The sequence below is a fragment of the Nonomuraea fuscirosea genome, from assembly GCF_003001935.1.
In the GTDB taxonomy this organism is placed as follows: Bacteria; Actinomycetota; Actinomycetes; order Streptosporangiales; family Streptosporangiaceae; genus Nonomuraea; species Nonomuraea fuscirosea.
Window position 1 is genome coordinate 590,144 of the sequence record NZ_PVNG01000002.1, and the last position, 26,132, is coordinate 616,275.

Consider the following 26,132-nt stretch of genomic DNA (forward strand, 5'->3'; position numbering starts at 1 on the left):
GCGATGAAGAAAGGTGTTCGTGATGAAGGTGATCGTGATCGGCGCCGGCCTGGGCGGGTTGACGCTGGCACAGGGCTTACGCCGGGCCGGGATCGATGTCGTCGTGTACGAGCGAGACGGCGTGCGCGGACGTGCGCAGGGTGTCAGCCTGCATGTCGACGACCGAGGCGTCAGCGCGCTGCGAGCGTGCCTGCCTTCGGAGCACGCCGCGATGGCCGAGGCCACGATGGGCGGGCCGCGCGAGCGAACGCTGATGTTGTCCGAGGTGGATGGAGCGCTCACCATCGCAGGCGCTCAGCCGTCGGACGGCGTGGCGGGCCGGCCGCGGCCCGGGCGGCAGGTTCATCGTCCGTTGCTGCGTGCGGTGTTGCTGACGGGGCTGGAGGACGTGGTACGAACCGGGGCTGAGTTCACCCGGTTCGAGCGGCGGGCCGACGGCACGGTCCAGGTGTGGCTGGCCGACGGCGGCACGGACACGGCGGACGTGCTGGTCGGCGCGGACGGGATCGGTTCGGCGGTCCGCCGTCAGTACCTGCCGCACGCGCGGGTGGTCGATACGGGGCGGCGCATGCTCATGGGCGCGACCGCGCTGCGGGCGATCGCCGATACCGAGCTGCCCGAGCTGATCGGCCACAGCCCCGCCGGCGTGCGGGTGCACGGCACGATGATGGTGCTGGGCGTGCTGCGGTTCACCGAGTCGCCGGTGGCCGCGCGGCAGCGGTGGCTGCCTGCCTTGCCCCTCAGCGCGGTCGCCCCAGTCGAGGACTACGCCATGTGGGCTCTGCCGATCACGCGGGAGCAGCTCGGCGCGGCCGGTTCGCCGGCTGCGATGTGGCGCCAAGCCCAGGAGGTGATAGTGGACCTGCCCTCGGTCCTGCGGTTGGTCGTCGCTGAGGCGTGGCCGGACATCACGGTCGCACTGCGCATCGGGACGATCCCGCCGATCCCCGCCTGGCCCGCCGGCCCGGTGACGGTCATCGGTGACGCCATCCACCTGGCCCCGGGTTTCGGCGGCAATTTGGCGATGCAGGACGCGCACCGCCTTTGCGAGGCCCTGGTCGAGACGGATCGCGGCCGGCTGGGCCTGATCGACGCGATCGACGCGTACGAAGAGACGATGCGCCGGATCAGCTTCTCCGCGCCTGCCGCGGCAAAGGCGGGCACGTGAGTCTCAGCGTACTGAGCCAGAAGTCGTTGTCCTTGTTCGCCGCGGTGGGCGGTTGGCGGACGGTCGTCGAAGGAGCCGCGTCCCGGGTGCTGTTCCTGGTCGCCTATCTGGTGACCGATCAGGTGTCGACCTCCGCGCTGGTGGCGGTCGGTGGCGTGGTGGGGTTCGCCGCGGCTCGAGTGTTCGCCGACAGAAAGTACTGGCAGGCAGGGGTCGGGCTGTTCGTCGTGGGGGCCTCCGCAGTGCTGGCCGGGAGTACCGGGCGCGCGGTCGACTTCTACCTTCCGGCCGTGCTCATGCAGGCGGCCGGGGGTGCGGTGTTCCTGGTATCCATTCTGGTGCGGTGGCCCATGATCGGGCTGGCGGTGGGGGCGGCACGCGGTGAACGGTTCGGCTGGCGGCGAGACCCTGCACGGCGACGGCGTTATCAGGTGTGCACGGCGGTCTTCCTGGCGAAGTACGGCATCGCCACAATGGTGCTGGTGCCTCTGTACCTGACCGGGAAGGTGACATCGCTCGGCATCGCCGCCACGCTGCTGGGGGGCGCGCCCGCGATGGGCGTCTGCATCTACCTGTGCTGGCGGATCCTGCGCGCCCAAGCGGACCCGACGAACCCGACCCCGGCTCCGGCAGTCATCGGGCCGAACCGTTGACAGGCTCGTCCATGCCGTCGGGTCGCCCTCCGGCCGTGTCTCAACAGGCGGGCGGGCGGGTGAGCCTAGTCTCCAAGCCGTCCAGGATGCGCTCGACGCCGTAGACGAAGGACTCCGCGCGGATCTGCTCCGGATCTCTGGTCTGCTCCGCGGTGCGTCCGTCGCGCAGAAGCGGGTAGTCCTGCAGGGCCTGTTCGGTGGTCGGTCGCAGGCTCTCGAGCCAGTCCTGTTCGTTCTGGCCGCTGCGGGCGAGCACCGACAGGTAGGCGGCCTCGCTGGTGGTCATCCCGATGACATAGGCGATGAGCAGCTTCATGGCCTGATCGGCCTCGTCGACGGCGAAGCCCGCCGCTTTGAACAGGGCGAGCATGCGCTCTGACTGTCGCATCAGGTTGGGCCCGAGGTAGGCGAGCCCGACCTGGCCGAGCACGGAGGCGACCCAGGGGTGACGCAGCACCATCGAGCGCAGGCTGTGGGCGGATTCGGTGACGGCCGCCCGCCAGCGTGCGGGGTCGGCGGCGGGCACTCGTACTTCGCCGTAGATCTCGTCCACGACCAGCTCGATCAGCTCGTCCTTGTTGGCCACGTGCCGATAGAGAGACGTGGCTCCGGCGCCGAGCCGGGCGCCGAGGCTGCGCATGCTCAGGGCGTCGGTGCCCTCGGTGTCCAGGAGTTGGATGGCCTCAGACACGATCCGGTCGCGGCTCAGCGACGGCTGCTCCCGCTTGGGGCGCGGACGGGCCCATACCGAGGGTATGGGCTGCTTCTCGGCTGGCATGCAGGTCTCCTCGTCGGGGACGCCCCAGAGTAGCGTACGCCGTTCGCCTCATGCGTACAGCGATCCTGTCTGGTGGGTAGCGAAGGCGCGCACCCGAAGACTCGTGCGCCGAGAACGCTTGTCTGCGCTACATGTCCGCCGAGAGCGTGCGTGTGCGCTACACGTCCGCCGGCAGAGGCAGGCCGCACGCTCGCACGACCGTACCGCCGCACAGCCGTGCCGCAGAACCGCACAGTCGAACCGCCGCCGGGTGGCGCTTCAGGTCTGCCGATCATCTTGGCCGTAGTCGCCGTGCGCAATTGCGCACGATGATCCGTTATGCGTACAGTGTTCGCAACGGCGGAACGACGTACCGGAGGAAAGCATGGCGACGAACGTGCAGTGGACCGAGCAGGGTGGCTGGACGGCGGACGGGGACTGGGGGAGTGCCGGCTCGCAGGGGCGGACCTTCGACCTGGCCCGCTGGCAGGCGCGCCTCGACGAGCTGCGCCGGCGGCACCACGTGCCGGGCGCGTCGCTGGCGGTGTTGGTCAACGGGCGGGTGCACGAGCTGGCGAGCGGCGTGCTGCACCGAGGCACCGGCGTGGAGGCGACGACCGACTCGGTGTTCCTGGCCGGGTCGATCGCCAAGGTCTACACGGCCACCGTCGTCATGCGGCTGATCGACGAGGGCCGGCTGACGCTGGACACCCGGGTGGCCGACGTCCTGCCCGAGTTCGCCACCCCCGACCCCGTGGCCACCCGGACGATCACCGTCCGCCAGCTCCTGTCGCACACCGGCGGCGTCACCAACGACTTCAACTACGACGGCGGGCGCGGCGACGACTGCCTGGCCCGCTACGTCGAGGCCGCCCGGGACGTGCCGCTGGACTGCCCGCCCGGCACCGCGATCTCCTACGGCGGGCTCGGCTACATCGTGCTGGGTCGCCTCATCGAGGTCCTTACCGGCCGTACCTGGGACCAAGCCCTCAAGGACCTGCTGTTCACCCCGCTCGGCCTGGAGCGTTCGATGACGCTGCCGGAGGAGGCGCTGCGCTTCCCGGCCGCGATGAGCCACCTGGGCGAGCCCGGCACCGACCCCGACCCGGCCCCCGCCTGGGACCTCATGCCGCGCTCGGCCGGCCCCGCCGGTCGCGTCATCACCTCCGCCGGCGACATGGCTCGCCTGGCCGCCATGCACCTGGCAGGCGGCGGCCCCGTGCTGTCGGCCGAGGCGGTCGCCGCCATGCAGCGCCGCGAGACCGACGTGCCCGACAAGTGGACCGTCTCCGCCGATGGCTGGGGCCTTGGCTGGACCCTCTACGACTGGAACGGCATACCCGGTTACGGCCACGACGGCGCCGCCATCGGCCAGTACGCCTACCTGCGCGTCGTCCCGCACGCCGGCCTCGCCCTGGTCCTGCTGACCAACGGCGGCAGCGCCCGCCTCCTGTACGCCGACCTGTTCCGTGATCTGCTCGCCGAATTCGCCGGCGTCGCCATGCCCGCCCCCTTCGGCCCGCCCGCCCAACCCTCCACCGTGGACGTCACCCCGCTGCTCGGCACCTACCGGCGCGCCGGTGTCGTCATCACCGTCAGCCACGACGGCGGAGGCGCCGGTGATGACGACGGTGACGGCCTGCGCATGCGTTACGAGTTCGTGGACGACATGAAGGAGATGTCCCCGCCCCTGGACATGGAGCTGCTCCCGGTGACCCAGACCGTCTTCGCGGCCACGGGGGCGGGCCCGTCCTTCAGCGAGGACCACATGCCCGTAGTCTTCTCCACCCTGGCCGACGGAACGGCCTGCGTGTACGTCGGCATGCGCGCCACCCCCAAGATCGATTGACGACGGTTAGGAGGCGTACGACCTGGCGGAGGTGGCGCGGGCCCGTCAGACAGCTCACTCGCCCGCGCCGAGCCTTCCACCCCAGCTCTGTCACCACGGGCCCGCACATGCCGGCTGTCGTCAACCCCCGCAAGATCGCGCGACGTGATGTCGAGACAGCACCTGGAAGCGACTTGCAGGTCGCGCACGCACGACCTGCTCTTCCGCTGGACGGATGACCGTCACATCAAGTCCCGGACCTACGGCGAGATCGTACGGAAGCCCGCACTCGTCAAGGCGGAAGTGATCGCGCCACCGGACCAGGACCGCCGCAGGCGGAACCGCTACATCACCGCACCCGAAGAGGGACACGACCTGAAGACGAGCGAACCCCGCCTTCCATCACCGGGAAAGCGGGGTTCCACACGTCAGGGGCTACTTGGCCAGGTGACGGCTGATGACGAGGCGCTGGATCTGGTTGGTGCCCTCGAAGATCTGCATGATCTTGGCTTCGCGCATGTAGCGCTCGACCCGGAACTCCCGTGTGTACCCGTACCCGCCCAGTACCTGCACCGCGTCCGTGGTGACCTTCATCGCCGTGTCCGTGGCCACCAGTTTGGCGACGCTGGCCTGGCGGCTGTACGGGAGGCCGGCGTCGCGGCGGCGGGCCGCGTCCAAGTAGGTGGCGCGGGCGGTGTCGACGCCGGCGGCCATGTCGGCCAGGAGGAAGCCGAGGCCCTGGTGGTCGATGATCTTCTTGCCGAATGTCTGCCGTTCCTTCGCGTACGCCACCGCCTCGTCCAGGGCCGCCTGGGCCAGGCCGGTCGCGCAGGCGGCGATGCCGAGGCGGCCCGAGTCGAGGGCGCTGAAGGCGATCTGCAGGCCCTGGCCCTCCTCGCCGATCAGGCGGTCGGCGTCCAGGATGGCCCCGTCCCAATGCGCGCTGGTCGTGGGGACGGCGTGCAGGCCCATCTTCTCCTCCGGGCGGCCGAACGTCAGGCCGTCGGCGGCGCCGGGGGCGAGGAAGCAGGAGATGCCTCGGGAGCCCTCGCCCGTGCGGGCGAACAGGGCGTAGAAGTCGGCGATGCCGCCATGGGTGATCCACGCCTTGTTGCCGGTGATCCGGTAGCCGTGCTCGACCCGTTCCGCCTTGCAGGTCAGCGCGCCGGCGTCGGAGCCGGCCTGGGGCTCCGACAGGCTGTAGCCGCCGATGAGACGCCCGGCCAGGAGGTCGGGCAGCCACCGCTCGCGCTGCTCGGGCGTGCCGTACGTCGCCACCGGAAAGCAGGCCAGCGTGTGCACGCTGGTCGCCACCGCGACGGCGGCCCAGCGCATCGCCAGCTCCTCGATGACCTGGAGGTACACCTCGTACGGCTGCGCGCCCCCGCCGTGCTCCTCCGGGTAGGGCAGGCCGAGCAGCCCAGCCGCGCCCAGCGTGGCGAACAGCCCCTCCGGGTACGTCTCCGCCCGCTCGTGCTCGTCCACCCGGCGCGCCAGTTCCTTGTCGGCGATCTCCCTGGTGAGCTCGATGAGGTCGCGGGCGTCCTGGTCGGGCAGCAGCCGGTCAACTGGGGCAAAAGTCACGGTTCGAGCTCCTGGTGGCGGTCGACGTCACCTCTGGTGGGGTAGCACGTCAACTGTTCTGGGCTGATGGGTTGGAGGTTAGCTGCTCTGGTCTGTCTGGTGGAGGTTAGTTGTGCTGGTCCGCGGGGTGGAGGTTAGTTGCTCTGGTTCGTGGGGTGGAGGTTGGTTGTGCTGGTCCATGGGGTGGAGGGCCTCGGTGGTGTTCCGTCGGTTCGCCGGCGTGGTCACAGGGTTTCCAGGGTCTTCTTGGCGCGGTCGCGGAACTCCGCGACCCGGGCGAGCTTGATGTCCTCGTACCCCCGGATCAGCTCCGGCAGCCCCGCGAGTTCCTCGACCGCCGCCGCGTTGGCGGGAGTGAGGCGGGTCAGGGCGGTGTGGACCAGGGTGCGGTACTCGGTGACCAGCTCGCGCTCGACCCGGCGGACCTCGGCCCGGCCGAAGACGTCGAACGCGGTTCCGCGCAGGACGCGGGCGGCGCGCAGGCCGCGGAACAGGACGCCGGCCGAACGGCGCAGGCGGATCTTGCGCTTCATGCCCATCGCGCGCAGCACCGGCGGGTGCAGCAGCACCGACACGACGGCGTCCGCGCCGAACTCGCGCTCGCGCCGGGCGACCTCGGCGGGGTCGAGGTGGAGGCGGGCGACCTCGTACTCGTCCTTGTAGGCCATCAGTTTGTGCAGGCCGCGGGCGTAGGCGGTGGCGATGGCGGCGCCGGGCTCCGCGCCCGCGCGTTCGACGGCCAGCGCCGTCACCTGACGGACGTCGTCGGCGTACGTACGGGCGTAGGTCGCGTTCTGGTAGCCCGTCAGATCGGCGACCCGGGTGGCCACGACCTCGTCCAGCTTCTGCGGCGCTTCCGGCTCCGAGCCGGGGAGCGCCGCCCGGCGGACGGCCTCCGGGTCGGCCACGGCGGCCCGCCCCCAGCGGAAGGCGGCCAGGTTCTGCTCGACGGCGGCCCGGTTGAGCGTGATGGCCCGCTCGATCGCGTCGGCGCCGACGGGCAGGCAGCCACGCTGGTACGCGGCCCCGAGCAGCAGCAGGTTGGCCGGCATGTGGTCGCCGAACAGCGCCTCGGACAGGGCGTGGGCGTCCACGCAGAGCTGCTCCTTGGTGGCCGAGGCGACCCGCGTGACCGCGTCGGCGTGTCCCGGCACCGGTACGCGGCCGGTCACCATGGCGGCGGTGGGGACGACGGCGGTGTTGAGCACGGCGACGGTGTGCTCCGGCGAGGCCACGGCGAGGGTGGCGTCGGCCGCCGCGCCGAGCACGTCGAAGCCGATGATGACGTCCGCGCCGCCCTGCGAGGCGCGTACGGACCCGGCGAGCGGACGCCTGGACAGCCGCACGTCGCTGACCACGGGCCCGCCCTTCTGCGCGAGCCCGGTCTGCTCGATTCCGGCGGCGTGCAGGCCGTCGAGGTGGGCGGCCATCTGCAGGATCTGGGAGACGGTGACGACGCCGGTGCCGCCGATGCCGGGCATCCTGACCAGCACCGAGTCCCCGGCCCCGTGGTGGGTGGCGGGCTCGGTGAGGTGGACGGGGAGGGGTGGCGGCGAGGTGCGCGGCTTCCCGGCGCCCGGCTCGACCAGGAGGAACGAAGGGCAGTCGCCCTTGAGGCAGCTCAAATCCGTGTTGCAGGACGCCTGGTGGATGCGGGTCTTGCGGCCGTACTCGGTCTCGACCGGCTGCACGGACAGGCACGTCGAGACGTCGCCGCAGTCGCCGCAGCCCTCGCAGACGCGCTCGTTGATCAGCACCTTCTCGGCCGCCGCGGGCACCTTGCCGCGCTTGCGCAGCCGCCGCTCCTCGGCGGCGCAGCGGTCGTCGTGGATGAGCACGGTGACGCCGCCGGCCGCGGCCAGCTCCTTCTCGACCTCGGGCAGGTCGTCGCGGTGCCGTACGGAGGCGATCGGCGCCAGCCGCACCCCCCGGTACGTCTCCGGCTCCGGCGTGGTGACCACGATCTTGCGGACACCCTCGACGGCCAGCTCCTCGGTGAGCGCGGGCACGTCCAGCCGCCCCTCGGCGCGCTGCCCGCCGGTCATGGCCACGGCGTCGTTGTAGAGCAGCTTGTACGTCATCGTCACCCCCGCCGCGACGGCGGCCCTGATCGCCAGGGAGCCGGAGTGGTGGAAGGTGCCGTCGCCGATGTTCTGCACGAAATGCCGGTCCTCGGTGAACGGCGCCAGCCCGATCCACTGGGCGCCCTCGCCGCCCATCTGGGTGATGCCGACCTGCGTGCCGCGCCCGTGCCCGTCCAGCGCGATCATCGCGTGGCAGCCGATGCCGACGCCGACCAGCGTGTCGTCGGCGGTGCGGGTGGAGGTGTTGTGCGGGCAGCCGGAGCAGAAGTACGGGGTGCGCGCGGCGACCACCGGCAGCAGGCCGCGCCGCCGCTCCCTGCGTGGCGGAGTGAGGCCGAGGCAGGTGGCGACGGCCTTGGCCACGTCCTCGGCGCTGAGCGTGCCCCTGGCGGTCAGCAGTTCGCGGCCCACCACGGCGGGGGCCCGCTCGCCGCCGTACAGGGCCTGCTTGAGGTGCCCTTCCAGGAACGGCACCTTGTCCTCGACCACCAGCACCTTGTCCAGGTCGGAGGTCATGGCGGCCAGCTCGCCAGCGTCGACGGGGAACGGCATCGCCAGCCTGATCAGGCGCAGGCCCAGCTCGTCCCGCGCCGCCTCGTCGAGGCCGAGATCCGACAGGGCCCGCTCGACGATCGCGTACGTGGCGCCCGAGGCGAGCACGCCCAGCCTGGTGTTGCCGGCGCCGGACATGATCCGGTTGAGGCCGTGCGCGCGGGCGTAGGCGCGGGCCAGGTCGAGGCGGCGGGTGAACAGGTCGTGCTCGGCGTCCAGGGCGGCCGCGCCGAGCAGGATGGGGGACGGGGCCCTGGACTCCTGTCCGGGGACGGGGACGCCCGCGCGCAGCGGATCGAGGTCGACGGTGGACGAGGCGTCGGCGACGTCGGCGACGATCTTCAGGCCCACCCACAGGCCGGTGGCCCGCGACATGGCCACCGCGTGCAGTCCGTACTCGATGATCTCGGCCACGGAGGAGGGCGCGAGCAGCGGCATCGACAGGCTCTGGCACATCGGCTCGCACGAGCTGGGCAGCGTGGAGGACTTGCAGCCGGGGTCGTCGCCGATCCAGGCCACGGCGCCGCCGAGCGGCGCGGTGCCCGCCACGTTGGCGTGCCTGATGGCGTCGGCGGCGCGGTCGAGGCCGGGGTTCTTGCCGTACCAGAAGCCGGTGACGCCCTGGTGCCTGCGGCCGGGGACCTGGCCGAGCAGCTGGGTGCCGGCCACCGACGTGGCGGCCAGTTCCTCGTTCAGGCCGGCCTGGAACACCACGCCCGCCTCGTCCAGGAACCGCTTGGCCCGGCCCATCTCCAGGTCGACGCCCGCGAGCGGCGAGCCCTGGTAGCCGGAGACGAACACCCGGGTGTCCAGGCCGCGGGCCTGATCGAGGCGGCGCTGCTCCAGCGTCAGGCGGACCAGGGCCTGGATGCCGGAGATGAGCACCCGGCCGCCGGACGCGGTGTACTTGTCGTCGAGCGATACGGGGGCGGGAGTCTCGCTCACGCTCGAACCTCCTGGCTGTCGTACGTGCTGGGCGCTGACGTGAGATTCTCAGCACAGCAACCCGGGCAGGATGTGCGCAAGTATTAGAGGAGAAAGTGGGTCGAAGACGCAAACAAACTGAGTCGATGGGGGTTCCCGGCTCGATTTGTTTGCGCCGGAAGGGGGCGTTCTCCGTGCCTGAGATCGACGAGATCGATCATCACGTGCTGCGGCTGCTGCGGGAGGACGGGCGCAGGACGTTCTCCGAGATGGCCGAGCGGATCGGGCTGTCGGTGGCGGCGGTCAAGCGGCGGGTGGACCGGCTGCGCGAGCTCGGGGTGATCACCGGCTTCTCGGTGCAGATCGACTACGCCAAGCTCGGGTGGGGGATCGAGGCGTTCACCGAGCTGCGTTATCCGGGCACGACGCCGGTCAGCGAGATCATCCGCACCGCGGCGGACGTGGCCGAGGTGCAGGCCGTCTTCACCATCGCCGGTGACCCGGACGCGCTGATCCACGTACGGGTGCGGGACCTCGGGCACCTGCAGAAGGTCATCGACCGGCTGCGCAGGGCCGGCGACGTCACGGGGACGAAGACGCTCCTGGTGCTCGGGTCGTGGACCAGAGACGCGCCGGTGCCGTAGGACCTGCGGGACGCGCCGGTGCCCTGAGCAGGTCAGCGGGTTCGCCCGGGGTGCGGGTCGCGGCGGGAGAACGAGCGGACGAGCAGGCCGATCGCGAGCAGCACGGCGACGCCCAGGCCGAGCATCCAGAGCGACGCGCCGGTCAGGGGGAGGGACTGGGTCCGGTGGTGCGCGGGCGCCGGCACCTCGCCGCCGGCGGCGAGGGACTTCGGCTCGTCCTGGCCGTCAGCATTCCCGGGCCCGGCCTGCCCCGCCTTCTCATGATGGCCGCGCGCGTCATGCTCCCGGCTCCGCGCCGCCCCGTCACCCGTCCCGCCGGCCGTCTCGTCCGCGGCCTCCTCGGCGACCTCGTCGGTCGTCTCGCCGGTGCCGAGCGCGGGGTCCGACGACGGCGGGTCGCCCATGACGGTGGTGCCGGCGCAGGAACGGTTGTCCGCGGTGTTCCGCTCACGCCCGCCGGTGTGCACGGTGGCGCAGCCCTCCATCAGCCCGGCGACGCCGGGGACGACGGTGTAGCCGAACGTCCTGCGCTCGTCCGGGTCGAGCACCCCGAGGGGACAGGTGAGGGCCGGTCCGGCGGCGGAGCATTCGGCGGGCAGCGTGGCGCCGTCGCCGCCGAGATGGTCCTGCACGGTGACGTCCACCGCCTGCGACGGGCCGTGGTTGACGACCGTCAGCCGGTACGCGACGGTGCCGCCGGTCGGGGCCGTGGCCGGGGCGTGCTTGACGATCTCCACGTCGGCCACGGACCGGGCCCGGATGATGAGCTGGGCCTCGTCGGCGGTCGCGTTCGGGGAGGTGACGTAGGCGCGGTTGGTGAGGTTCGTGCCGTCGGGGAGCGCGGGGCTGGTCGTGACGGGGAGCTCGTACGTGATGTCGCGGCCCGGCGCGATCGTCAGGCCGGAGCCGCCGCAGACGACGGTGTGCCCGGTCGCGGAGCAGTCGGCGGGCAGCAGGCCGAGGGCGAGGTTCTCGTCGAGCAGACCCGTGACGAGGACGTCGTCGGCGTCGCGGTCACCGGTGTTCGCCACGGTCAGGGCGTAGACGGCCCTCGCCCCGGCGATCAGGGGGTCGGGGGTGAGCACGTCGGTGACGCGCAGGATCGCGTTCCTGACCGGCGGCGGTGGCACGGCCAGGTCACCGGCCGAACGCCCGGAGTTGCCCGCCTCACCTGCCGGAGGCCGGGGACGCCGGGGGTCACGGACGGAGGGCGGCCCGGGCTGGCCCGATTTCCGCGCGGAGGGCAGCCCGGGCCGGCGTGGGTCCCGCACGGAGGGCAGCCCAGGATGGCGCGGGGCCCGCGCCGAGGGCAGCCCGGGATCGCGGAGGTCGCCGGGGTCGCCGGCGGAAGGCCACAACCGCCGGGAGTCGCGGGCGGAGTCGTCGACGGGGGCGGGTGGCCGTGGGGCCACGGCTGTGACCGGGGCGGGCCAGAGAGCGGCGGCCAGCGCGACCAGTGCGGTGATCGCCCCGAATCTGGGCGTGCCCATGTCCTACCCCCGACGTCGTACGGTGCTCGGCCCGGGGCCGATCCTCCTCCCTCCGGACGGGCGGAAAAGCCGGTCAGACCGCAATCATGCGCCTCCATGACGTGATCTTTGCCCGCCGGGTTCAGCGCTGGACGAACAGCTCTCCTCCAGCCGGGGACCGCACGCGTACCGTGAGGACCATGGCAGGTGTTGCGCGCTACGACGAGATCGCCGACTTCTACGCGGCCGGCTGGAGCGACACCATCGACGACCCGGCCTCACTGCGCCTGCTGGCCCTCCTGGAGCCGGTGGCGGGCCGCCGGATGCTGGAGATCGCCTGCGGGCACGGCCGGATCAGCCGCGAGCTGGCCCGCAGGGGCGCCGAGGTCGTGGGGGCCGACATCTCGGCCGCGCTGATCGGCAAGGCGGAGGCCGCCGAGCGCGCGGCCCCGCTGGGTGTGCGCTACCTGCACGCCGACGTCACCGCCGAGGCGCGGCTGCGGGAGCTGGGCTCGTTCGACGCGGTGGTGTGCGGTTTCGGCCTGTCCGACATCGACGACCTGGACGGCGCGGTCGCGACCGCGGCGGCGGCGCTGCGCCCGGGCGGGATCTTCGCCTGCTCGATCCTGCATCCGTGCTTCCCCGGCGGCCCCGGCGTCTCGGGTTCCTGGCCCGCCCACGCGCGTTACCAGGCCGAGGGCTGGTGGCGGGCCGACGGTGAGCAGTCGTCGCTGCGCCGTCAGGTGGGCGCCAACCACCGGACGCTGGCGACGTACGTCAACACCTTCCGCCGCCACGAGCTGTGGCTGGACGAGCTGGCCGAGCCGGAGCCGGATCCGGCGTGGGCGGCGCGCCGGCCGGAGGCCGCCCGGCATCCCGTCTTCCTCGTCATGAGATGCGTCAAAGGCTCAGCGGCGGGGCCTGCGGTCCGGCCGGCGTGACAGGGCCGGCACCAGGCCGCGCGGCATGAAGAGCACCACCACGATGAGCACCAGCGCATACACCGCGTACGACAGCACGCTCGGCGCGTACGTCGGCATCCCCGGCAGCGACGCCAGCCGGTCCAGCCCCTGCACCAGCAGCGTGATCGCGGTGGCCCCCACGACGGCGCCCCAGATCGTGCCGAGCCCGCCGACCACCGCCATCACGATGTACTGGATGGAGATGAGCACGGGGAAGGACCCCGGCGCGACGTACCCGGTGTAGAAGCAGTAGATGCCGCCGGCGAGCCCGGCGAACGTGGCCGACAGGGCGAAGACCACCAGCTTGTAGCGGCCCACCGGGATGCCGGATGAGGCGGCGGCCGTCTCGCTGGTGGCCAGCGCGCGCAACGCGCGGCCGGGGCGGGAGGAGATCACGTTGTGCGTGATCAGCATGACCACCGCCAGCCCGGCCCAGGTCATGTACGCGTACGCCGCCGCCCCGCTGGCCTCGAACGAGCCCAGGCTGAACTGCGGGATCGCCTGCAGCCCGATGTCCCCGCCGGTGAACTCCAGCTGCCCGGCCAGCGACAGCAGGATGAGCTGCATGGCGAGCGTGGCGAAGGCCAGGTGATGGCCGCGCAGGCGGAGCAGCGGCGTGCCGATGACGAGGGCGAAGACGGCCGCGGCCACGGGGGCGGCGAGCAGGCCGACGAGCGGGGGGACGCCGCCCAGCGACAGGAGCGCGGCGGTGTAGGCGCCGATGGCGTAGAAGGCGCCCTGCCCGAGCGAGACCTGGCCGGCGTAGCCCATGAGCAGGGAGACCCCGGCCGTGACGATGGCGGCCAGGCCGAGCAGGATGTAGACGGCCAGCGCGCTGTCGTCGAGCGTCGCCGGGAGCACGAGGGTCACGGCGGCGACCAGGAGGAGAGCGGCCGGTCTGACGAACCTGGTCATACCGTCTCCTCCGAGATGGCCGAGCGGCGGCCGGCCTGCACGATCATGACGATGATCATCAGGCCGAGTGCCACCTCCAACTGGTGGGAGCCGTAGCCGTACCCGGCGGCCATGGTCTCGGCCACGCCGAGCAGCAGCGCACCGAAGAGCGCGATCACCGGCCGGGTGAGCGCGCCGAAGACGGCGGCGGCGAAGCCGTTGACGATGAGCGTCACGTCCGTGTCGAACGAGATCGGCCGCAGCGGCGTCACCAGCACCCCGGCGATGCCGCCGAGCAGCCCGCCGAGCGCGAACGCGAGCAGCCCCATGCGGCGGACGTCGATGCCGACGACGCGGGCCGCGTAGGGGTTGGAGGCGCAGGCGGTCAGCGCCTTGCCCAGGTAGGTGCGGCCGAAGAAGAGCGCGAGCAGCACGAACGTGGCCGCCGTGACGCCGATGACGAGCAGGTGCTGCGTCTGGATGTGGGCTCCCGCGACGGTCACCGAGCCCGCCAGCCCGGGGGCCGAGCGCGGCTGGTCGCCCCACAGGACGATCTCCACGGCGTACGCGAGCACGCCCACCCCGAGCGTGACGATCAGCGAGGCGAGCGGCGTGGTGCCCCGCTTGCCGATCGCGGCCAGCCCGGTCAGCAGCCCCGCCACCGCCGCCGCGAGCACGGCGGCCAGCTCGCTCAGCCCGTGCGGGAAGCCGAGCCCGAGCAGCGAGGAGGTGCACAGTCCGGCGACGACGGCGAACGTGCCCTGGGCGAAGTTCACCACGCCCGTGACGCGGTGGATGGTGACCAGGCCGCTGGCGATGAGGGCGATGGCGCAGCCGACCGCCAGGCCGTTCAGCAGATAGCTCAGGAACGCGCTCATGTGACGGCACCGCCCAGGTACGCGGCCGCCACCCGCGGGTCGTCGGCCAGTTCGGCGCAGGCCCCCTCGGTCACCAGCCGTCCGGACTCCAGCACGTACGCCCGCGAGCACAGCTCGAACGCCAGCCGGGCGTTCTGCTCGATGAGCAGCACCGCCAGCCCCTGCGACCGGTTGAGTTCGGCCAGATGGGCGGCCAGGTCGGCGGTGACACCGGGCGCGAGCCCGAGCGACAGCTCGTCCACCACCAGCACCTCGGGGCGCGACATCATCGCCCGCCCGAACGCCACCATCTGCTGCTCGCCGCCGGACAGCACGCCCGCGCGCCGGCCCGCCAGCTCGGCCAGCCGGGGCAGCAGCTCGTAGACGGAGGAGGGGTCGCGCAGGCCCGAGCGCCAGCCGCCGAGGGCGAGGTTGTCGGCGACGGACAGATCGGGGAAGAGCTGGCGGCCCTCGGGGATGAGCGCGAGCCGCCCGCCGATCCGCACCGTGCCGGACGCGGGGGCGATGATGCCGGCCAGCGTGTTGGCCAGGGTGGACTTGCCGGCGCCGTTCGGGCCGAGCAGGGCCACCATCTCGCCCTCGCCGACCGTGAGCGTGAGGTGGTCGAGCGCGGTCGCGGTGCCGTACGAGACCACCAGGTCCTGGACTTCGATCATGAGGCCTGTCCGAGGTAGGCGGCCAGCACCAGGGGATCGGCGCGGACCTCGGCCGGTGGGCCGTCGGCGATCACCTGGCCCAGGTCGAGCACCACGATGCGGTCGGCCAGCCGGGTCACGAACGCCACGTCGTGCTCGATCAGCAGGATCGTCAGCCCGCCCGCCCGCAGCTCCTCCACCAGCGACGCCAAGCGCTCGCGCTCCTCGCCGCGCAGCCCGGAGGCGGGCTCGTCGAGCAGCAGCAGGCGGGGCCGGGCGCACAGGGCGCGGGCCAGTTGCAGGGCCCGCTGCTGGCCGATCGGCAGCCGGTCGGCGGGCCGGTCCGCCCATTCGGCCAGCCCCACGCGTTCGAGCGCGACGTCGGCCTCGGCGGCGATCTCACGCTCGTCGCGCCGGTGCCGCGGCAGCCGCAGCGCGGCGGAGACGAACCCGGCCCTGGTGCGGCCGTGCGAGCCCACCATGACGTTCTCCCTGACCGTCATGCCGCCGAACACCCGGGCCGCCTGGAAGACGATCGACATGCCGAGCCGGGCCCGCCGGTGCGGCGCGAGCCGGTCCACCCGGTGCCCGTGGAACGTGATCTGGCCGTGCTCGGCCGCCAGATGCCCGGTGATCAGGTTGAACAGGGTGGACTTGCCGGCCCCGTTCGGGCCGATCACCGCGCAGACTTCGCCGTCCGCGACGCTCAGTGAGACGTCGCGGACGGCGTAGACGCCCCCGAAGCTCCGGGAGACCCCGCTGACCGAGAGCGCGCTTTCCTCCGGCACGCCTCACCCCGCCGCGTTGACGGTCTTGGCGAGCTGCTCCTTGGCCCACTCCGTCGGCACGAACTGCCCGTTCTTCACCGTGTTGACCGAGATGTACTCGGGCGACAGGCCGGAGTGGTCGGTGGCGGAGTAGCGGAAGCGGCCGTTGGGCGTGATCAGGTCCATCTTCTCGAGCGCCTGCTGGATCTTGGTCTTGTCCGTGCTGTTCGCCTTCCTGATGGCCTCGAACAGCAGCAGCGAGGCGCTGTAGCCGTCCTGGGCGAACTGCGGCGGCGGATAACCGTGCTTGTCCTGGTACGGCTTGGCCATCTGCTCGATGACCTGCTTCTGCTTGCCGTCGGGCAGGTGGTCGCCCACCACGCCGATGGCGCTCTGCACGGTCATGCCCTCGGCCGCCGCGCCCATCGGCTCCAGCCACAGCTTGCTGGCCTGCGACGCGGTCAGGAACAGCGGCGTCTTCAGCCCGGAGGCCACGTACTGCTTGGCCGCCGTCACGCCGGGCGCGCCCGAGCCCCAGAAGACCAGGGCCTCGGCCTTGGAGTCGCGCACGTGGGTGAACAGGGGGCTGAAGTCGGAGGTGGTCGTCTCGTACGGCTCGTCCACGGCGATCGTCACGCCGTACTTGGGCGCCAGGGCCACCATCGACTCGTGGCCGGAGACCGAGTAGGCGCTCTTGGAGTCCCAGCCGACCGCGATCGTCTTGATGCCCTCGGCCTGGATGTACTGCAGGAAGCGCTCGGCGTACATGCTGGACAGGGCGGGGGTGACGAAGATGTAGGACTTTATCGGCTCGACCTGCTCCTGAGCCGGCGCCAGCGACAGGTACGGCATCTTGTCGCGCTGCGCGAGCGGCTCGACCGCCAGCGCCGAGTTGGAGAACACCGGGCCGATCAGCGCGTCGATGTCGCCCTTGATCTGGTTGTAGGCCACGATGCCCTGGTCGGGGGCGGTCTTGTCGTCGCGCGTGACGAGCTCGACCTTGCGGCCCAGCAGCCCGCCCTGGGCGTTGACCTGCTCGACCGCCAGCTCGACGGCCTTCTTGTCCTCGCTGCCGAGCGGAGTGTAGTTGCCGGTCAGGGAGACGATGAGGCCCACCTTGATCGGATCTGCGGAGCCGGAGCCCTGCTCGCCTCCGCCACATGCGGTCACGGCCAGCAGCAAACAGGCCAGGGACGGAAGAAGCCTGCGCATCGGGGACCTCCTGGACCGGGCGACGTGGCCCCGAATGTAGGCAGGTACATTACGGCTGTCAATAGAGTGCCGAATTTCGGGAGACAAGCTGTTATGAGGCCTCAGTCGGTGATTCTGACCTTCCTCGGGGACCACGTATACGGCCGCGGGGTCTGTGTCTCGTCGGGCAGTTTCATCGAGGCGTTCGCCAGGGTGGGGATCTCGGAGGAGGCCACCCGCTCGACGCTGACCCGGATGGTGCGGCGCGGCCTGCTGCGCCGGCAGCGGTCGGGCCGGCGCATGTACTTCGGCCTCACCCCGACCAGCGCGGAAGTGCTCAGCGACGGCGAGCGGCGCATCTGGCACAGCGGCGTGGTCAACGACGCCGACGAGGACCGGTGGACCCTGATCGGCTTCTCGCTGCCCGAGTCCTGGCAGCGGCAGCGGCACGAGTTGCGCTCCCGGCTGGTCTGGGCCGGGTTCGGCCCGCTGCAGAACGGGCTGTGGATCGCCCCCGGCGAGGTGGACGCGGCCGGCGTGATCGACGACCTGGGCGCGAACGTGCGCGTCTTCTCCGCCGAACCGCGTCCCCCGACGGACATGCAGGCCCTGGTCGCCGACGCCTACGACCTGGCCGATCTGGGCGCCCGCTACCGCGCCTTCCTGCGCCGCTGGGACCAGGCCGATCCGGCGCCGGACGTCCCCGACGACCTGGCCAGGTCGCTGACGCTGCTCACCGACTGGCTGCAGATCATCAGGACCGATCCGCGGCTGCCGCTGCGGCACCTGCCGCACGACTGGCCGGCCGAGAAGGCGCAGCGGGTGTGCCACTCGCTGCACGAGCGGTTCCGGCCCGAGGCGGCGCGGCTCGTGGCGGACCTCCTGGACACCGTGCCCGATGAAACTTGGGCAGAACGGTGACAGCGATCGCATAGTGGCCTAACTTGAGGGCTTGAGCGCGGAGGAGTGCCGATGCGGAATCAGGGGATGGGGTCGTGGCCCGCGCGCAGGGCCCGCATGACGCCGGAGCGGGTCGCGCTGTCGTACCGGGGGCGCGATCACACCTACCGCGAGCTGTGCGAACGCGTGAACCGGCTGGCCTCGGCGCTGGCCGCCAGCCACGGGGTACGACGCGGCGACCGCGTCGCCTTCCTCGGCGTCAACCAGCCCTCGGCGGTGGAGACGTTCTTCGCGGCGGGGCTGCTGGGGGCCGTGTTCGTGCCGCTCAACACCCGCCTGGCCCTGCCCGAGCTGCGTTACGTCTTGACGGACGCCGAGCCGGCGGTCCTCGTGCTCGGCGCGGAACGCGACGGCGCGGGCTTACCGGGACGGCACCTGCCCGCCGCCGGCTACGAGGCGCTGCTGGCGTCGGGATCGCCCGAGCCCATCGACGAGCCCGTGGGCCTCGACGACGTGTGCCTGATCATGTACACCTCGGGCACCACGGGCCATCCCAAGGGCGCCATGCTCACCCACGGCAACCTCACCTGGAACACCGTCAACCTGCTCGTGGACGTGCCGCTGGCGCACGACGAGGTGGTGCTGATCAGCGCGCCGCTGTTCCACATCGCGGCGCTGGCCCAGACGCTGGTGCCGAGCGTGCTCAAGGGCGGGCGGGTCATCCTGGAGCCGTCGTTCGACGTGGAGCGCACGTTCGACCTGATCGAGTCGGAACGGGTGACGGTGATGTTCGGGGTGCCGTCGATGTTCGGCTTCCTCACCCGCTCGCCGCGCTGGGACAAGGCCGACCTGTCGAGCCTGCGGCACCTGCTGTGCGGGGGCGCGCCCGTGCCCGAGCCGCTGATCAGGACCTACCAGGAGCGCGGGCTGATGTTCCTGCAGGGGTACGGCATGACGGAGGCCGCGCCCGGCGCGCTCTTCCTGGGCGCCGAGCGCTCCGTCGACAAGGCCGGCACGGCCGGCGTGCCGCACTTCTTCTCCGACGTCCGCCTGGTCGCCCCCGACGGCTCGCCCGCGGCGCCCGGCGAGCCGGGCGAGCTCTACGTCCAGGGCCCCAACGTGATGCCCGGCTACTGGCGGCGGCCGGAGGCGAGCGCCGAGGTGCTGTCCGCCGACGGCTGGTTCCGCTCCGGCGACGTCGGCGTCGCCGACGAGGACGGCTACGTGCGCATCTCCGACCGGATCAAGGACGTGATCATCTCCGGCGGCGAGAACGTCTACCCCGCCGAGGTGGAGGGCGCCCTGTACGAGCACGCGGCGGTGGCCGAGTGCGCGGTGATCGGGGTGCCCGACCAGAAGTGGGGCGAGGTGGGCAAGGCCCTGGTGGTGCCGCGCCCCGGCGCCACGGCCGCGCCGGAGGAGTTGCTGAAACACCTGGACGGCCGTCTGGCCCGCTACAAGATCCCGAAATATGTTGAATTCGTGGCTGAACTGCCTAAGAACGCAGCGGGCAAGTTGCTCAAGGCCCCGCTGAGAGAGCTCTACGGAGGATGATCGCCCATGCGTACCTCACCGCCCTTCCGCGCCGATCACGTCGGCAGCCTGCTCCGCCCGCCGGAGTTGCTGCGCGCCCGGCAGACCCTCACCGGCGAGGCGCTGCGCGAGGCGGAGGACGAGGCGATCAGGGCGGTCGTCCGCGGCCAGCGTGAGGCCGGCCTGCAGAGCGCCACCGACGGGGAGTTCCGCCGGGCCTCCTGGCACATGGACTTCATCTACCAGCTGGGCGGCATCGGCCAGGCCGCCGACGAGCAGATCACGGTCCGCTTCCACAACGAGCAGGGCGACATCGAGTTCACCCCGGCCGCCCTGCGGGTGCACGACCGGATCCGGCTGAACGAGCCGATCTTCGCCGACGACTTCGCGTTCCTGCGCGACACGGTGGAGCCGGGGGTGACGCCCAAGCTGACCATCCCGTCGCCGAGCATGGTGCACTACCGCGGCGGTCCCGCCTCCATCGACCCCGGCGTCTACCCCGACGTGGAGGAGTTCTGGCGGGACCTGAGCGCCGCCTACGCCGAGCAGGTGCGCAGGATCGGCGCGCTGGGCTGCACGTACCTGCAGTTCGACGACACGAGCCTGGCCTACCTGAACGACCCGGCGCAGCGCGCGGAGCTGAGCGAGCGCGGCGACGACGCCGACCACATGCACCTGCGCTACATCAAGCAGATCAACGCGGCCCTGGCCGCCAAGCCGGCCGGCATGACGATCACGACGCACATGTGCCGGGGCAACTTCCGCTCCTCCTGGGCCGCCGCCGGCGGCTACGACTTCGTGGCCGAGGCGCTCTTCGGCGAGCTGAACGTGGACGGGTTCTTCCTGGAGTTCGACGACGAGCGCTCGGGCGGCTTCGAGCCGCTGCGGTACGTGCCGCCCGGCAAGATGGTCGTGCTCGGCCTGGTCACGACCAAGCGCGGCGAGCTGGAGTCGAAGGACACGCTCAAGCGGCGGATCGACGAGGCGGCCAAGTTCGTCGACCTCGACCAGCTCTGCCTGTCGCCGCAGTGCGGGTTCTCCTCGACGCTGGAGGGCAACGAGCTCACCTCGGAGGAGCAGTTCGCCAAGCTGCGCCTGATCGTCGAGACCGCCCAGGAGGTGTGGGGATAGCGCCGGTCACAGGGTGACCACCGTGCCGCTGAGGCGGGCGCGTTCGGCGGCCCAGACGACGCGGTGCGTCATCAGGCTCTGCTCGGCGTCCGAGCGCAGCAGCGTGGCGTCACCCGAGGCGACGGCGGCGAGGAAGGCGTCGGTGAGCCCCTCGTCGCCGCCCCCGTGGCCGTCGGCCGCCGACGGGCCGCCCGCCTCGTCCACCGTCATGACCTCCTCCGCGCCGGTGCGGAAGTCCATCACCCGCAGCGTGCCGCCGTCGCCCTCGATGTAGCCGTGGGTGCCGAACAGGCGGGTGCGGCGGTGCTCCATCGGGGTGAACGCGCTCATCGTGAACGAGCAGGTCCCGCCGTCGTCGAACTCCATCACCACCTCCTGGTGGTCGACCACGTCGTTGTCGCAGGCGTACACGCAGCGCCCGTACGGCCCGGTGCGCAGCGCCTCCAGCACGTCGGCCTCGGTGCGCCCCGGCGTGACGGCCCCGAGCGGCCAGAACTCGCTCTCGGGATCGCCGAGGCAGCCCAGGTAGAGCCGCGGCGCCGAGTACGGGCACGACGGCTCCAGCGGGCAGTCGAGGCACCGGTCGGCCGCGGCGGCGGGCCGCTCCTCGGCGCGGAAGTGCGACAGGGAGCCGAACGACGACACCCGGGCCGGCGGGCGGCCGAACAGGTGCACCAGCCAGTCCACGTCGTGGCAGGCCTTGGCCAGCAGCATCGGCGCCGAGGTGTCCTCGCGCCGCCAGTGCCCGCGGACGAACGAGTGCGCCTGGTGCCACCAGCCGACCGGCTCCAGGTGCTGCACGCTGACCAGCCGGCCGATCCGGCCTTCGTCCAGCAACTCCTTCATCACCCGCGTGTACGGCGTGTACCGCAGCACGTGGCAGACCGCCAGCATGATGCCGTTGCGCACGGCCGCCGCGGCGATGGCGGCCGCCTCGTGCTCCTCCGTGGCCATCGGCTTCTCCAGGAGGATGTGATAACCGAGGTCGGCCAGCGTCACGGCGGGGTCGGTGTGCAGCCGGTCCTGCGTGGCGATGACGGCCGCGTCCGCCAGCCGGCCGGCCGCCGCCAGGTCCTTCCAGTCCTCGTGGACCCGCTCGGGCGCGATCCCGAACTCGGCCGCGAACGCCGCCCGCCGCCCGGGATCGGGCTCCGCCACGGCGACCACCCGCCCGGCTCCCGTCGCGTGCGCCCGGCGCGCGTACGTCAGCCCTCGCAGGCCGCCGCCGACGACGGCTAGAGTCACCTCAGTCATGGAACCTTCCCCCCGAAGAAATATCATGGAGAGCATCATTATTCGGTTCTGGAATGCTGACAGCAAGGGGGGCCGATGGCCGGGGATGTGACCGGCGGCGACCTGTCCAGGCTGCGGCAGCTCAACGCGCAGGCCGTGATCAAGGTGTTGCAGGGCGGCTCGTCGCTCACGCTGACCGAGGTGGCCAAGAGCACGGGGCTGTCACGCGCGTCGGCCGAGGACGTGGTGCGCGAGCTGCTGCAGAAGGGCTGGGTCGCCGAGGCGGGCGCCACGGCCGGCGGGGTGGGCCGCCCGGCCAGGCGCTACCGGTTCAGGTCCGAGGCGGGCCGGGTGCTCGGCGTCGACATCGGCGGGCACAAGATCCGCGCGGTGGTCGCCGACCTCGACGGCGAGGTGCAGCACGGCGCGTGGGTCGCCGTGACGCCCGAGATGGGCCGGCTCGAACGCCTGGCGGCGGTGGACCGGGCGGTCGCGGAGTGCCTGGAGGGCGCCGGGCTGACCGGCGGCGACGTGTGGGCCTCAGGCGTCGGCACCACCGGCCTGGTGGACGGCGCCGGCCGGGTGCTGCTGTCGGAGGCGCTGCCCGAGTGGACCGGCGTCGACCTGGCCGCCCACGTCCGCCGAATGGTCCCGGCCCCGGTGCTGGTGGAGAACGACGGCAAGCTCGCCGCCCTGGCCGAGTGCTGGCGGGGGGTGGCCCGCTACGCCAAGGACCTGGTGTTCCTGCTGGCCGGGCTGCGTACCGGAGCCGGTCTGATCATCGACGGCAAGCTGCACCGGGGCTTTGCCAACGCCTCGGGCGAGATCGGGGCGCTGCCGGTGCTCGGCTGGATCCGCGCCCAGGAACACCTGGTGGCCGCCAGCGGCGAGGCGGGCGACGTGTTCGCCGCCGCGCGGGAGGGCGACAAGGCGGCGGTCGCGGCCGTGCGCCGCTACGTCAAGGACCTCGCGCTCGGGGCGTCCGCGCTGGTCCTGACGCTGGATCCGCAGATGGTCGTGGTCGGCGGCGGCTACTCGCGCTCGGCCGACGTGCTCATCGAGCCGCTCAGGCGGGAGCTGGACCGCTGGTGCATCCGCACCCCCGAGGTGCGCATGTCGGCACTGGGCGACGAGGCCGTGGTGCTCGGCGCCGTACGGCTCGCGCTGGACGACGTCGAAGACCGGGTGCTCGACGGCCGCAGCCCGCTCGTGAGCCATCTGTAACACGCTCACTCTTGCCAAGTATTTCACTGGACTCCATGATTACTCCCACGTTCTAGGAGAGGACTGGGAGATGTGGAAGTCGGCACGGAGCGGTGCGGCCCTCCTCTGCGCGGCGCTGCTCGCCTCCGCCTGCGGCGGCGGTGAGCAGGCCGGCGGCACGGACGCGCAGCCCGGAGAGAAGGTGACGCTGTCCTACGGCGTCTGGGACGCCACCCAGCAGGCGGTCATGCAGGAACTGGCCGCGGAGTTCACCAAGACGCACCCGGACGTCACCGTCAACGTCCAGCTCACCCCGTGGGCCGACTACTGGACGAAGATGAAGGCCGCCGTCACCGGCGGCGCCGCGCCCGACGTCTTCTGGATGAACGGCCCCAACTTCCAGCTCTACGCCTCCAACGGCGTGATCAAGCCGATCGAGGAGCAGGTCGACACCTCGGTCTACCCCAAGGCGCTGGTGGACCTCTACACCTACGAGGGCAAGCTGTACGGCCTGCCCAAGGACATGGACACCGTCGGCGTCTGGTACAACAAGACGCTCTTCGACCAGGCCAAGGTGAAGTATCCGGCCGACGACTGGACCTGGGCCGACTTCAAGGAGAGCGCCGCCAAGCTCACCGACCCGGACAAGGGCGTCTACGCCGTCGGGGCCGAGCTGACCAGCTTCCAGGAATACCAGTACAACACGATCTACCAGGCCGGCGGCCACGTGATCTCGCCCGACGGCAAGAAGTCCGGCTACGACGACCCGAAGACGATCCAGGGCCTGAAGTTCTGGACCGACCTCATCGCCGCCAAGCAGTCGCCCGACCTCAAGACCATGACCGACACCGCCCCGCTGCAGCTCTTCGAGGCCGGCAAGCTGGCGATGTACTGGGGCGGGTCCTGGAACGTGGCCGAGTTCGGCAAGAACGACTACACCAAGGACAAGGTCGACGTCGCCCCGCTGCCCAAGGGCGAGAAGCAGGCCACGATCATCCACGGCGTGGCCAACGTGGTGTCGGCCAAGACCGAGCACCCGGCCGAGGCGCTGGAGCTGGTCAAGTTCCTCGGTTCCAAGCCGGCCGCCGACATCCTCGGCAAGAAGGGCCCGATCCCGGCCTACAACGGCACCCAGAACGACTGGGTGGCCGCCCACCCCGAGTGGAAGCTGCAGACGTTCCTCGACTCCGTCGCGTACGCGGTGCCGTACCCGGTGTCCAAGAACACCGCCGCCTGGCAGGAGGCCGAGCTCACCCACCTCACCAAGGCGTGGACCGGCGAGGTGCCGGTCGAGAAGGCCGCCGCGGACCTCGCGGCCGGCATGAACGACCTGCTGGCCAAGGAGTGACGTGACCACCACCGCCGGAACGCGGCCCCCGCGCTCGTCCGCGGGAGCCGCCCACGCGGCGAAGCGGCGCGGGCCGCGCACCGAGGCCCTGTGGGGGTACGCGTTCATCGCCCCCACCGGCCTCGGCCTGGCCGTCTTCTACCTGTGGCCCGTCCTGCAGACCGCCTACTTCTCCTTCACCGAATGGGGCGCGTTCGGCGGGCACACCTGGGTCGGCCTGGAGAACTACACGCGGCTGATCGCCGACCCCGAGGTCGGCCGGGCGATGCTCAACACGCTCATGTACACCGCGCTCGGCCTGATCGGGATCCCCGTCGCCATCGTGTTCGCCGCGCTGATGAACCGGCAGGGGCTGCGCGGGGTGAGCGTGTACCGCACGGCGTTCTTCCTGCCGGTGGTGACCATGCCGGTCGCGGTCGCGATGCTCTGGCGCTGGCTCTACAACGGCGACTACGGCCTGGTCAACCAGGTGCTCTCGATCGCCGGCATCGACGGGCCCAACTGGATCGCCGACCCGGCCACCGCCATGTACGCCCTGGTCGTGGTCGGCATCTGGAGCAGCGTCGGCTACAACCTGATCATCTTCCTGGCCGGCATGCAGGGCATCCCCAAGGAGCTGTACGAGGCCGCCTCCATGGACGGCGCCGGCCGCGTCCGCCAGTTCTTCAGGATCACGCTGCCGATGTTGTCGCCGACCGCGTTCTTCATCTCGATCGTGTCGGTGATCGGCTCGCTGCAGCTGTTCGACCTGGTCTTCGTGATGACCGGGTCCGGGCAGTCGGCGCGGGCCAACCCGGCGTACTCGCGGCTGCAGACCGTCGTCCAGCTCTTCTACGAGCGGGCGTTCGTCACCAACGATCGCGGTTACGCCGCCGCCATCGTGATCGCGCTGCTCGTGCTCATCGCGGCGCTGACGGTCGCGCAGTTCCGCCTCCAGCGCAAGTGGGTGCACTATGTCTGAGCGCCGCCCGCTGGGCGTGCACGCCATCCTCGCCGTCTCGTCGCTGCTGATGGTGGCGCCGTTCGTCTGGCAGATCATCACCTCGCTCAAGACGCTCAGCAGCACCACCGCGGTGCCGCCGACGTTCCTGCCCGAGGGACGCTGGGACAACTACGCCAAGGTCTTCGACCTGCTGCCGTTCGGCGAGCAGTTCCTCAACACCGTGATCATGGCCGCGGGCCGGGTGACCGGGCAGGTGCTGTTCTGCTCGATGGCCGCCTACGCCTTCGCCCGCCTGCGCTTCCCCGGCCGGAACCTGCTGTTCGGCGTCTTCCTGTCGGTGCTCATGGTGCCGCCGCAGCTGTTCGTGATCCCGCAGTACCAGATCATGTCCTCGCTCGGCTGGCTCAACAGCCTCCAGGCGATCATCGTGCCCGGCCTGTTCAGCGCGTTCGGGGTGTTCCTGCTGCGGCAGTTCTTCCTCGCCCTGCCGCGCGAGATCGAGGAGGCGGCCCGGCTCGACGGGGCCGGCCCCGTGCGCATCTACTGGTCGGTCATGCTGCCGCTGGCCCGGCCCGGGCTGATCGCGCTGGGCATCCTGACCCTGCTGTGGGCGTGGAACGACCTGTTCTGGCCGCTGGTGGTCAACACCGATCCGGAGAAGATGACGCTGTCGGCGGGGCTGGCGGCGCTGCAGGGGCAGTACCAGACCGACTATCCCGTGCTGATGGCCGGCTCGCTGATCGCCTCGCTGCCCGTGATCGCCGTCTTCGTGTTCCTGCAGCGGCAGTTCATTCAGGGCGTCGCCCACACCGGCAGCAAGGGCTGAGCTCTTCCCCTGCGGCCGGTCGGGC

At 71.6% G+C, this 26,132-nt stretch carries 22 protein-coding genes; 12 read left to right on the forward strand and 10 right to left on the reverse strand.

Going from position 1 to position 26,132, the window contains the following annotated elements:
• The first annotated feature begins 22 nt into the window (after positions 1–22).
• Together B0I32_RS06180 and B0I32_RS06185 are read left to right on the forward strand one after the other, a co-directional pair.
• Entirely contained in the window at positions 23–1,168 is a 1,146-nt protein-coding gene (locus B0I32_RS06180; RefSeq protein WP_219911664.1) for an FAD-dependent oxidoreductase, read from the forward strand.
• Positions 1,165–1,821 carry a DUF3159 domain-containing protein gene (locus tag B0I32_RS06185; protein ID WP_106235730.1) on the forward strand — a complete coding sequence of 219 codons (657 nt, stop codon included), beginning with the start codon at positions 1,165–1,167 and terminating at the stop codon, positions 1,819–1,821. Before B0I32_RS06180 ends, B0I32_RS06185 begins: the two co-directional genes overlap by 4 nt.
• A 40-nt stretch (positions 1,822–1,861) precedes the next feature.
• Here the strand turns inward: B0I32_RS06185 and B0I32_RS06190 are convergent, their stop codons facing one another.
• Entirely contained in the window at positions 1,862–2,599 is a 738-nt protein-coding gene (locus tag B0I32_RS06190; RefSeq protein ID WP_106235732.1) for a TetR/AcrR family transcriptional regulator, read from the reverse strand.
• Positions 2,600–2,963: 364 nt separating this feature from the next.
• On the opposite strand from B0I32_RS06190, the gene B0I32_RS06195 reads away from it, so the two are divergent.
• The gene (locus B0I32_RS06195; protein ID WP_106235734.1) at positions 2,964–4,427 is read left to right on the forward strand and encodes a serine hydrolase domain-containing protein; all 1,464 of its coding nucleotides are present in this window, start codon (positions 2,964–2,966) and stop codon (positions 4,425–4,427) included.
• Positions 4,428–4,841: 414 nt separating this feature from the next.
• On the opposite strand, the gene B0I32_RS06200 is transcribed toward B0I32_RS06195, so the two are convergent.
• Together B0I32_RS06200 and B0I32_RS06205 are read right to left on the reverse strand one after the other, a co-directional pair.
• The gene (locus B0I32_RS06200) at positions 4,842–5,990 is read right to left on the reverse strand and encodes an acyl-CoA dehydrogenase family protein (protein WP_106235736.1); all 1,149 of its coding nucleotides are present in this window, start codon (positions 5,988–5,990) and stop codon (positions 4,842–4,844) included.
• A gap of 224 nt (positions 5,991–6,214) precedes the next feature.
• Entirely contained in the window at positions 6,215–9,571 is a 3,357-nt protein-coding gene (locus B0I32_RS06205) for an indolepyruvate ferredoxin oxidoreductase family protein (RefSeq protein WP_106235737.1), read from the reverse strand.
• Between the two features lie 173 nt (positions 9,572–9,744).
• Here B0I32_RS06205 and B0I32_RS06210 point away from each other — a divergent pair, with 173 nt between their 5' ends.
• Positions 9,745–10,194 carry an Lrp/AsnC family transcriptional regulator gene (locus B0I32_RS06210; protein WP_106236084.1) on the forward strand — a complete coding sequence of 150 codons (450 nt, stop codon included), beginning with the start codon at positions 9,745–9,747 and terminating at the stop codon, positions 10,192–10,194.
• Positions 10,195–10,226: 32 nt separating this feature from the next.
• Here B0I32_RS06210 and B0I32_RS06215 read toward each other — a convergent pair whose 3' ends face one another.
• Positions 10,227–11,684: a COG1361 family protein gene (locus B0I32_RS06215; RefSeq protein WP_106235738.1), complete on the reverse strand. Its 1,458-nt coding sequence runs from the start codon at positions 11,682–11,684 to the stop codon at positions 10,227–10,229.
• Positions 11,685–11,863: 179 nt separating this feature from the next.
• Between B0I32_RS06215 and B0I32_RS06220 the strand changes: the two genes are divergently transcribed.
• Entirely contained in the window at positions 11,864–12,604 is a 741-nt protein-coding gene (locus tag B0I32_RS06220; protein ID WP_181307073.1) for a class I SAM-dependent methyltransferase, read from the forward strand.
• Here B0I32_RS06220 and B0I32_RS06225 read toward each other — a convergent pair.
• The 5 genes from B0I32_RS06225 to B0I32_RS06245 are packed head-to-tail and all read right to left on the reverse strand — an operon-like array spanning position 12,572 to position 17,011.
• On the reverse strand, positions 12,572–13,540 hold the full coding sequence (locus B0I32_RS06225; RefSeq protein ID WP_106235742.1) for a branched-chain amino acid ABC transporter permease: 969 nt from the start codon (positions 13,538–13,540) through the stop codon (positions 12,572–12,574). The genes B0I32_RS06220 and B0I32_RS06225 overlap by 33 nt on opposite strands.
• Positions 13,537–14,397, reverse strand: a complete 861-nt coding sequence (locus B0I32_RS06230; RefSeq protein WP_106235743.1) for a branched-chain amino acid ABC transporter permease — start codon at positions 14,395–14,397, stop codon at positions 13,537–13,539. The genes B0I32_RS06225 and B0I32_RS06230 overlap by 4 nt, the downstream gene beginning before the upstream one ends.
• The gene (locus tag B0I32_RS06235) at positions 14,394–15,053 is read right to left on the reverse strand and encodes an ABC transporter ATP-binding protein (RefSeq protein WP_106235745.1); all 660 of its coding nucleotides are present in this window, start codon (positions 15,051–15,053) and stop codon (positions 14,394–14,396) included. Before B0I32_RS06235 ends, B0I32_RS06230 begins: the two co-directional genes overlap by 4 nt.
• A complete protein-coding gene (locus tag B0I32_RS06240) occupies positions 15,050–15,820 on the reverse strand; it encodes an ABC transporter ATP-binding protein (RefSeq protein ID WP_106235747.1) in 771 nt (256 codons plus the stop codon). Before B0I32_RS06240 ends, B0I32_RS06235 begins: the two co-directional genes overlap by 4 nt.
• Positions 15,821–15,823: 3 nt before the next feature.
• On the reverse strand, positions 15,824–17,011 hold the full coding sequence (locus B0I32_RS06245; protein WP_106235748.1) for an ABC transporter substrate-binding protein: 1,188 nt from the start codon (positions 17,009–17,011) through the stop codon (positions 15,824–15,826).
• 108 nt (positions 17,012–17,119) lie between these two features.
• Between B0I32_RS06245 and B0I32_RS06250 the strand changes: the two genes are divergently transcribed.
• From B0I32_RS06250 to B0I32_RS06260, 3 genes are read left to right on the forward strand one after another with little or no spacing between them, the layout of a single operon-like run.
• The gene (locus B0I32_RS06250) at positions 17,120–17,911 is read left to right on the forward strand and encodes a PaaX family transcriptional regulator (RefSeq protein WP_245955631.1); all 792 of its coding nucleotides are present in this window, start codon (positions 17,120–17,122) and stop codon (positions 17,909–17,911) included.
• A gap of 51 nt (positions 17,912–17,962) precedes the next feature.
• Complete coding sequence (locus B0I32_RS06255; protein ID WP_106235751.1) at positions 17,963–19,444, forward strand: acyl-CoA synthetase; 1,482 nt, start codon at positions 17,963–17,965, stop codon at positions 19,442–19,444.
• Positions 19,445–19,450: 6 nt separating this feature from the next.
• Positions 19,451–20,554 (forward strand): 5-methyltetrahydropteroyltriglutamate--homocysteine S-methyltransferase, encoded by a 1,104-nt coding sequence (locus B0I32_RS06260; protein WP_106235753.1) that lies wholly within the window; start codon positions 19,451–19,453, stop codon positions 20,552–20,554.
• 6 nt (positions 20,555–20,560) lie between these two features.
• Here B0I32_RS06260 and B0I32_RS06265 read toward each other — a convergent pair whose 3' ends face one another.
• Complete coding sequence (locus B0I32_RS06265) at positions 20,561–21,808, reverse strand: Gfo/Idh/MocA family protein (protein ID WP_106235755.1); 1,248 nt, start codon at positions 21,806–21,808, stop codon at positions 20,561–20,563.
• 75 nt (positions 21,809–21,883) lie between these two features.
• Between B0I32_RS06265 and B0I32_RS06270 the strand changes: the two genes are divergently transcribed.
• The 4 genes from B0I32_RS06270 (at position 21,884) to B0I32_RS06285 (ending at position 26,107) form a co-directional block, all read left to right on the forward strand.
• Positions 21,884–23,011: an ROK family protein gene (locus tag B0I32_RS06270; protein WP_106235757.1), complete on the forward strand. Its 1,128-nt coding sequence runs from the start codon at positions 21,884–21,886 to the stop codon at positions 23,009–23,011.
• Between the two features lie 70 nt (positions 23,012–23,081).
• Positions 23,082–24,338, forward strand: a complete 1,257-nt coding sequence (locus tag B0I32_RS06275) for an ABC transporter substrate-binding protein (protein WP_106235759.1) — start codon at positions 23,082–23,084, stop codon at positions 24,336–24,338.
• A gap of 1 nt (position 24,339) precedes the next feature.
• Positions 24,340–25,299 carry a carbohydrate ABC transporter permease gene (locus B0I32_RS06280; protein ID WP_245955632.1) on the forward strand — a complete coding sequence of 320 codons (960 nt, stop codon included), beginning with the start codon at positions 24,340–24,342 and terminating at the stop codon, positions 25,297–25,299.
• Entirely contained in the window at positions 25,292–26,107 is an 816-nt protein-coding gene (locus tag B0I32_RS06285) for a carbohydrate ABC transporter permease (protein WP_106235762.1), read from the forward strand. Before B0I32_RS06280 ends, B0I32_RS06285 begins: the two co-directional genes overlap by 8 nt.
• Positions 26,108–26,132 lie beyond the last annotated feature (25 nt).

What these genes read in the sequence shown, in the direction of transcription:
- B0I32_RS06190 (WP_106235732.1), bottom strand. Translation starts at nt 2,599, where the DNA reads ATGCCAGCCGAGAAGCAGCCCATACCCTCGGTATGGGCCCGTCCGCGC.
- B0I32_RS06255 (WP_106235751.1), top strand. Translation starts at nt 17,963, where the DNA reads ATGCGGAATCAGGGGATGGGGTCGTGGCCCGCGCGCAGGGCCCGCATG.
- B0I32_RS06265 (WP_106235755.1), bottom strand. Translation starts at nt 21,808, where the DNA reads ATGACTGAGGTGACTCTAGCCGTCGTCGGCGGCGGCCTGCGAGGGCTG.
- B0I32_RS06235 (WP_106235745.1), bottom strand. Translation starts at nt 15,053, where the DNA reads ATGATCGAAGTCCAGGACCTGGTGGTCTCGTACGGCACCGCGACCGCG.
- B0I32_RS06275 (WP_106235759.1), top strand. Translation starts at nt 23,082, where the DNA reads ATGTGGAAGTCGGCACGGAGCGGTGCGGCCCTCCTCTGCGCGGCGCTG.
- B0I32_RS06215 (WP_106235738.1), bottom strand. Translation starts at nt 11,684, where the DNA reads ATGGGCACGCCCAGATTCGGGGCGATCACCGCACTGGTCGCGCTGGCC.
- B0I32_RS06225 (WP_106235742.1), bottom strand. Translation starts at nt 13,540, where the DNA reads ATGACCAGGTTCGTCAGACCGGCCGCTCTCCTCCTGGTCGCCGCCGTG.
- B0I32_RS06195 (WP_106235734.1), top strand. Translation starts at nt 2,964, where the DNA reads ATGGCGACGAACGTGCAGTGGACCGAGCAGGGTGGCTGGACGGCGGAC.
- B0I32_RS06285 (WP_106235762.1), top strand. Translation starts at nt 25,292, where the DNA reads ATGTCTGAGCGCCGCCCGCTGGGCGTGCACGCCATCCTCGCCGTCTCG.
- B0I32_RS06220 (WP_181307073.1), top strand. Translation starts at nt 11,864, where the DNA reads ATGGCAGGTGTTGCGCGCTACGACGAGATCGCCGACTTCTACGCGGCC.
- B0I32_RS06245 (WP_106235748.1), bottom strand. Translation starts at nt 17,011, where the DNA reads ATGCGCAGGCTTCTTCCGTCCCTGGCCTGTTTGCTGCTGGCCGTGACC.
- B0I32_RS06270 (WP_106235757.1), top strand. Translation starts at nt 21,884, where the DNA reads ATGGCCGGGGATGTGACCGGCGGCGACCTGTCCAGGCTGCGGCAGCTC.
- B0I32_RS06230 (WP_106235743.1), bottom strand. Translation starts at nt 14,397, where the DNA reads ATGAGCGCGTTCCTGAGCTATCTGCTGAACGGCCTGGCGGTCGGCTGC.
- B0I32_RS06180 (WP_219911664.1), top strand. Translation starts at nt 23, where the DNA reads ATGAAGGTGATCGTGATCGGCGCCGGCCTGGGCGGGTTGACGCTGGCA.
- B0I32_RS06260 (WP_106235753.1), top strand. Translation starts at nt 19,451, where the DNA reads ATGCGTACCTCACCGCCCTTCCGCGCCGATCACGTCGGCAGCCTGCTC.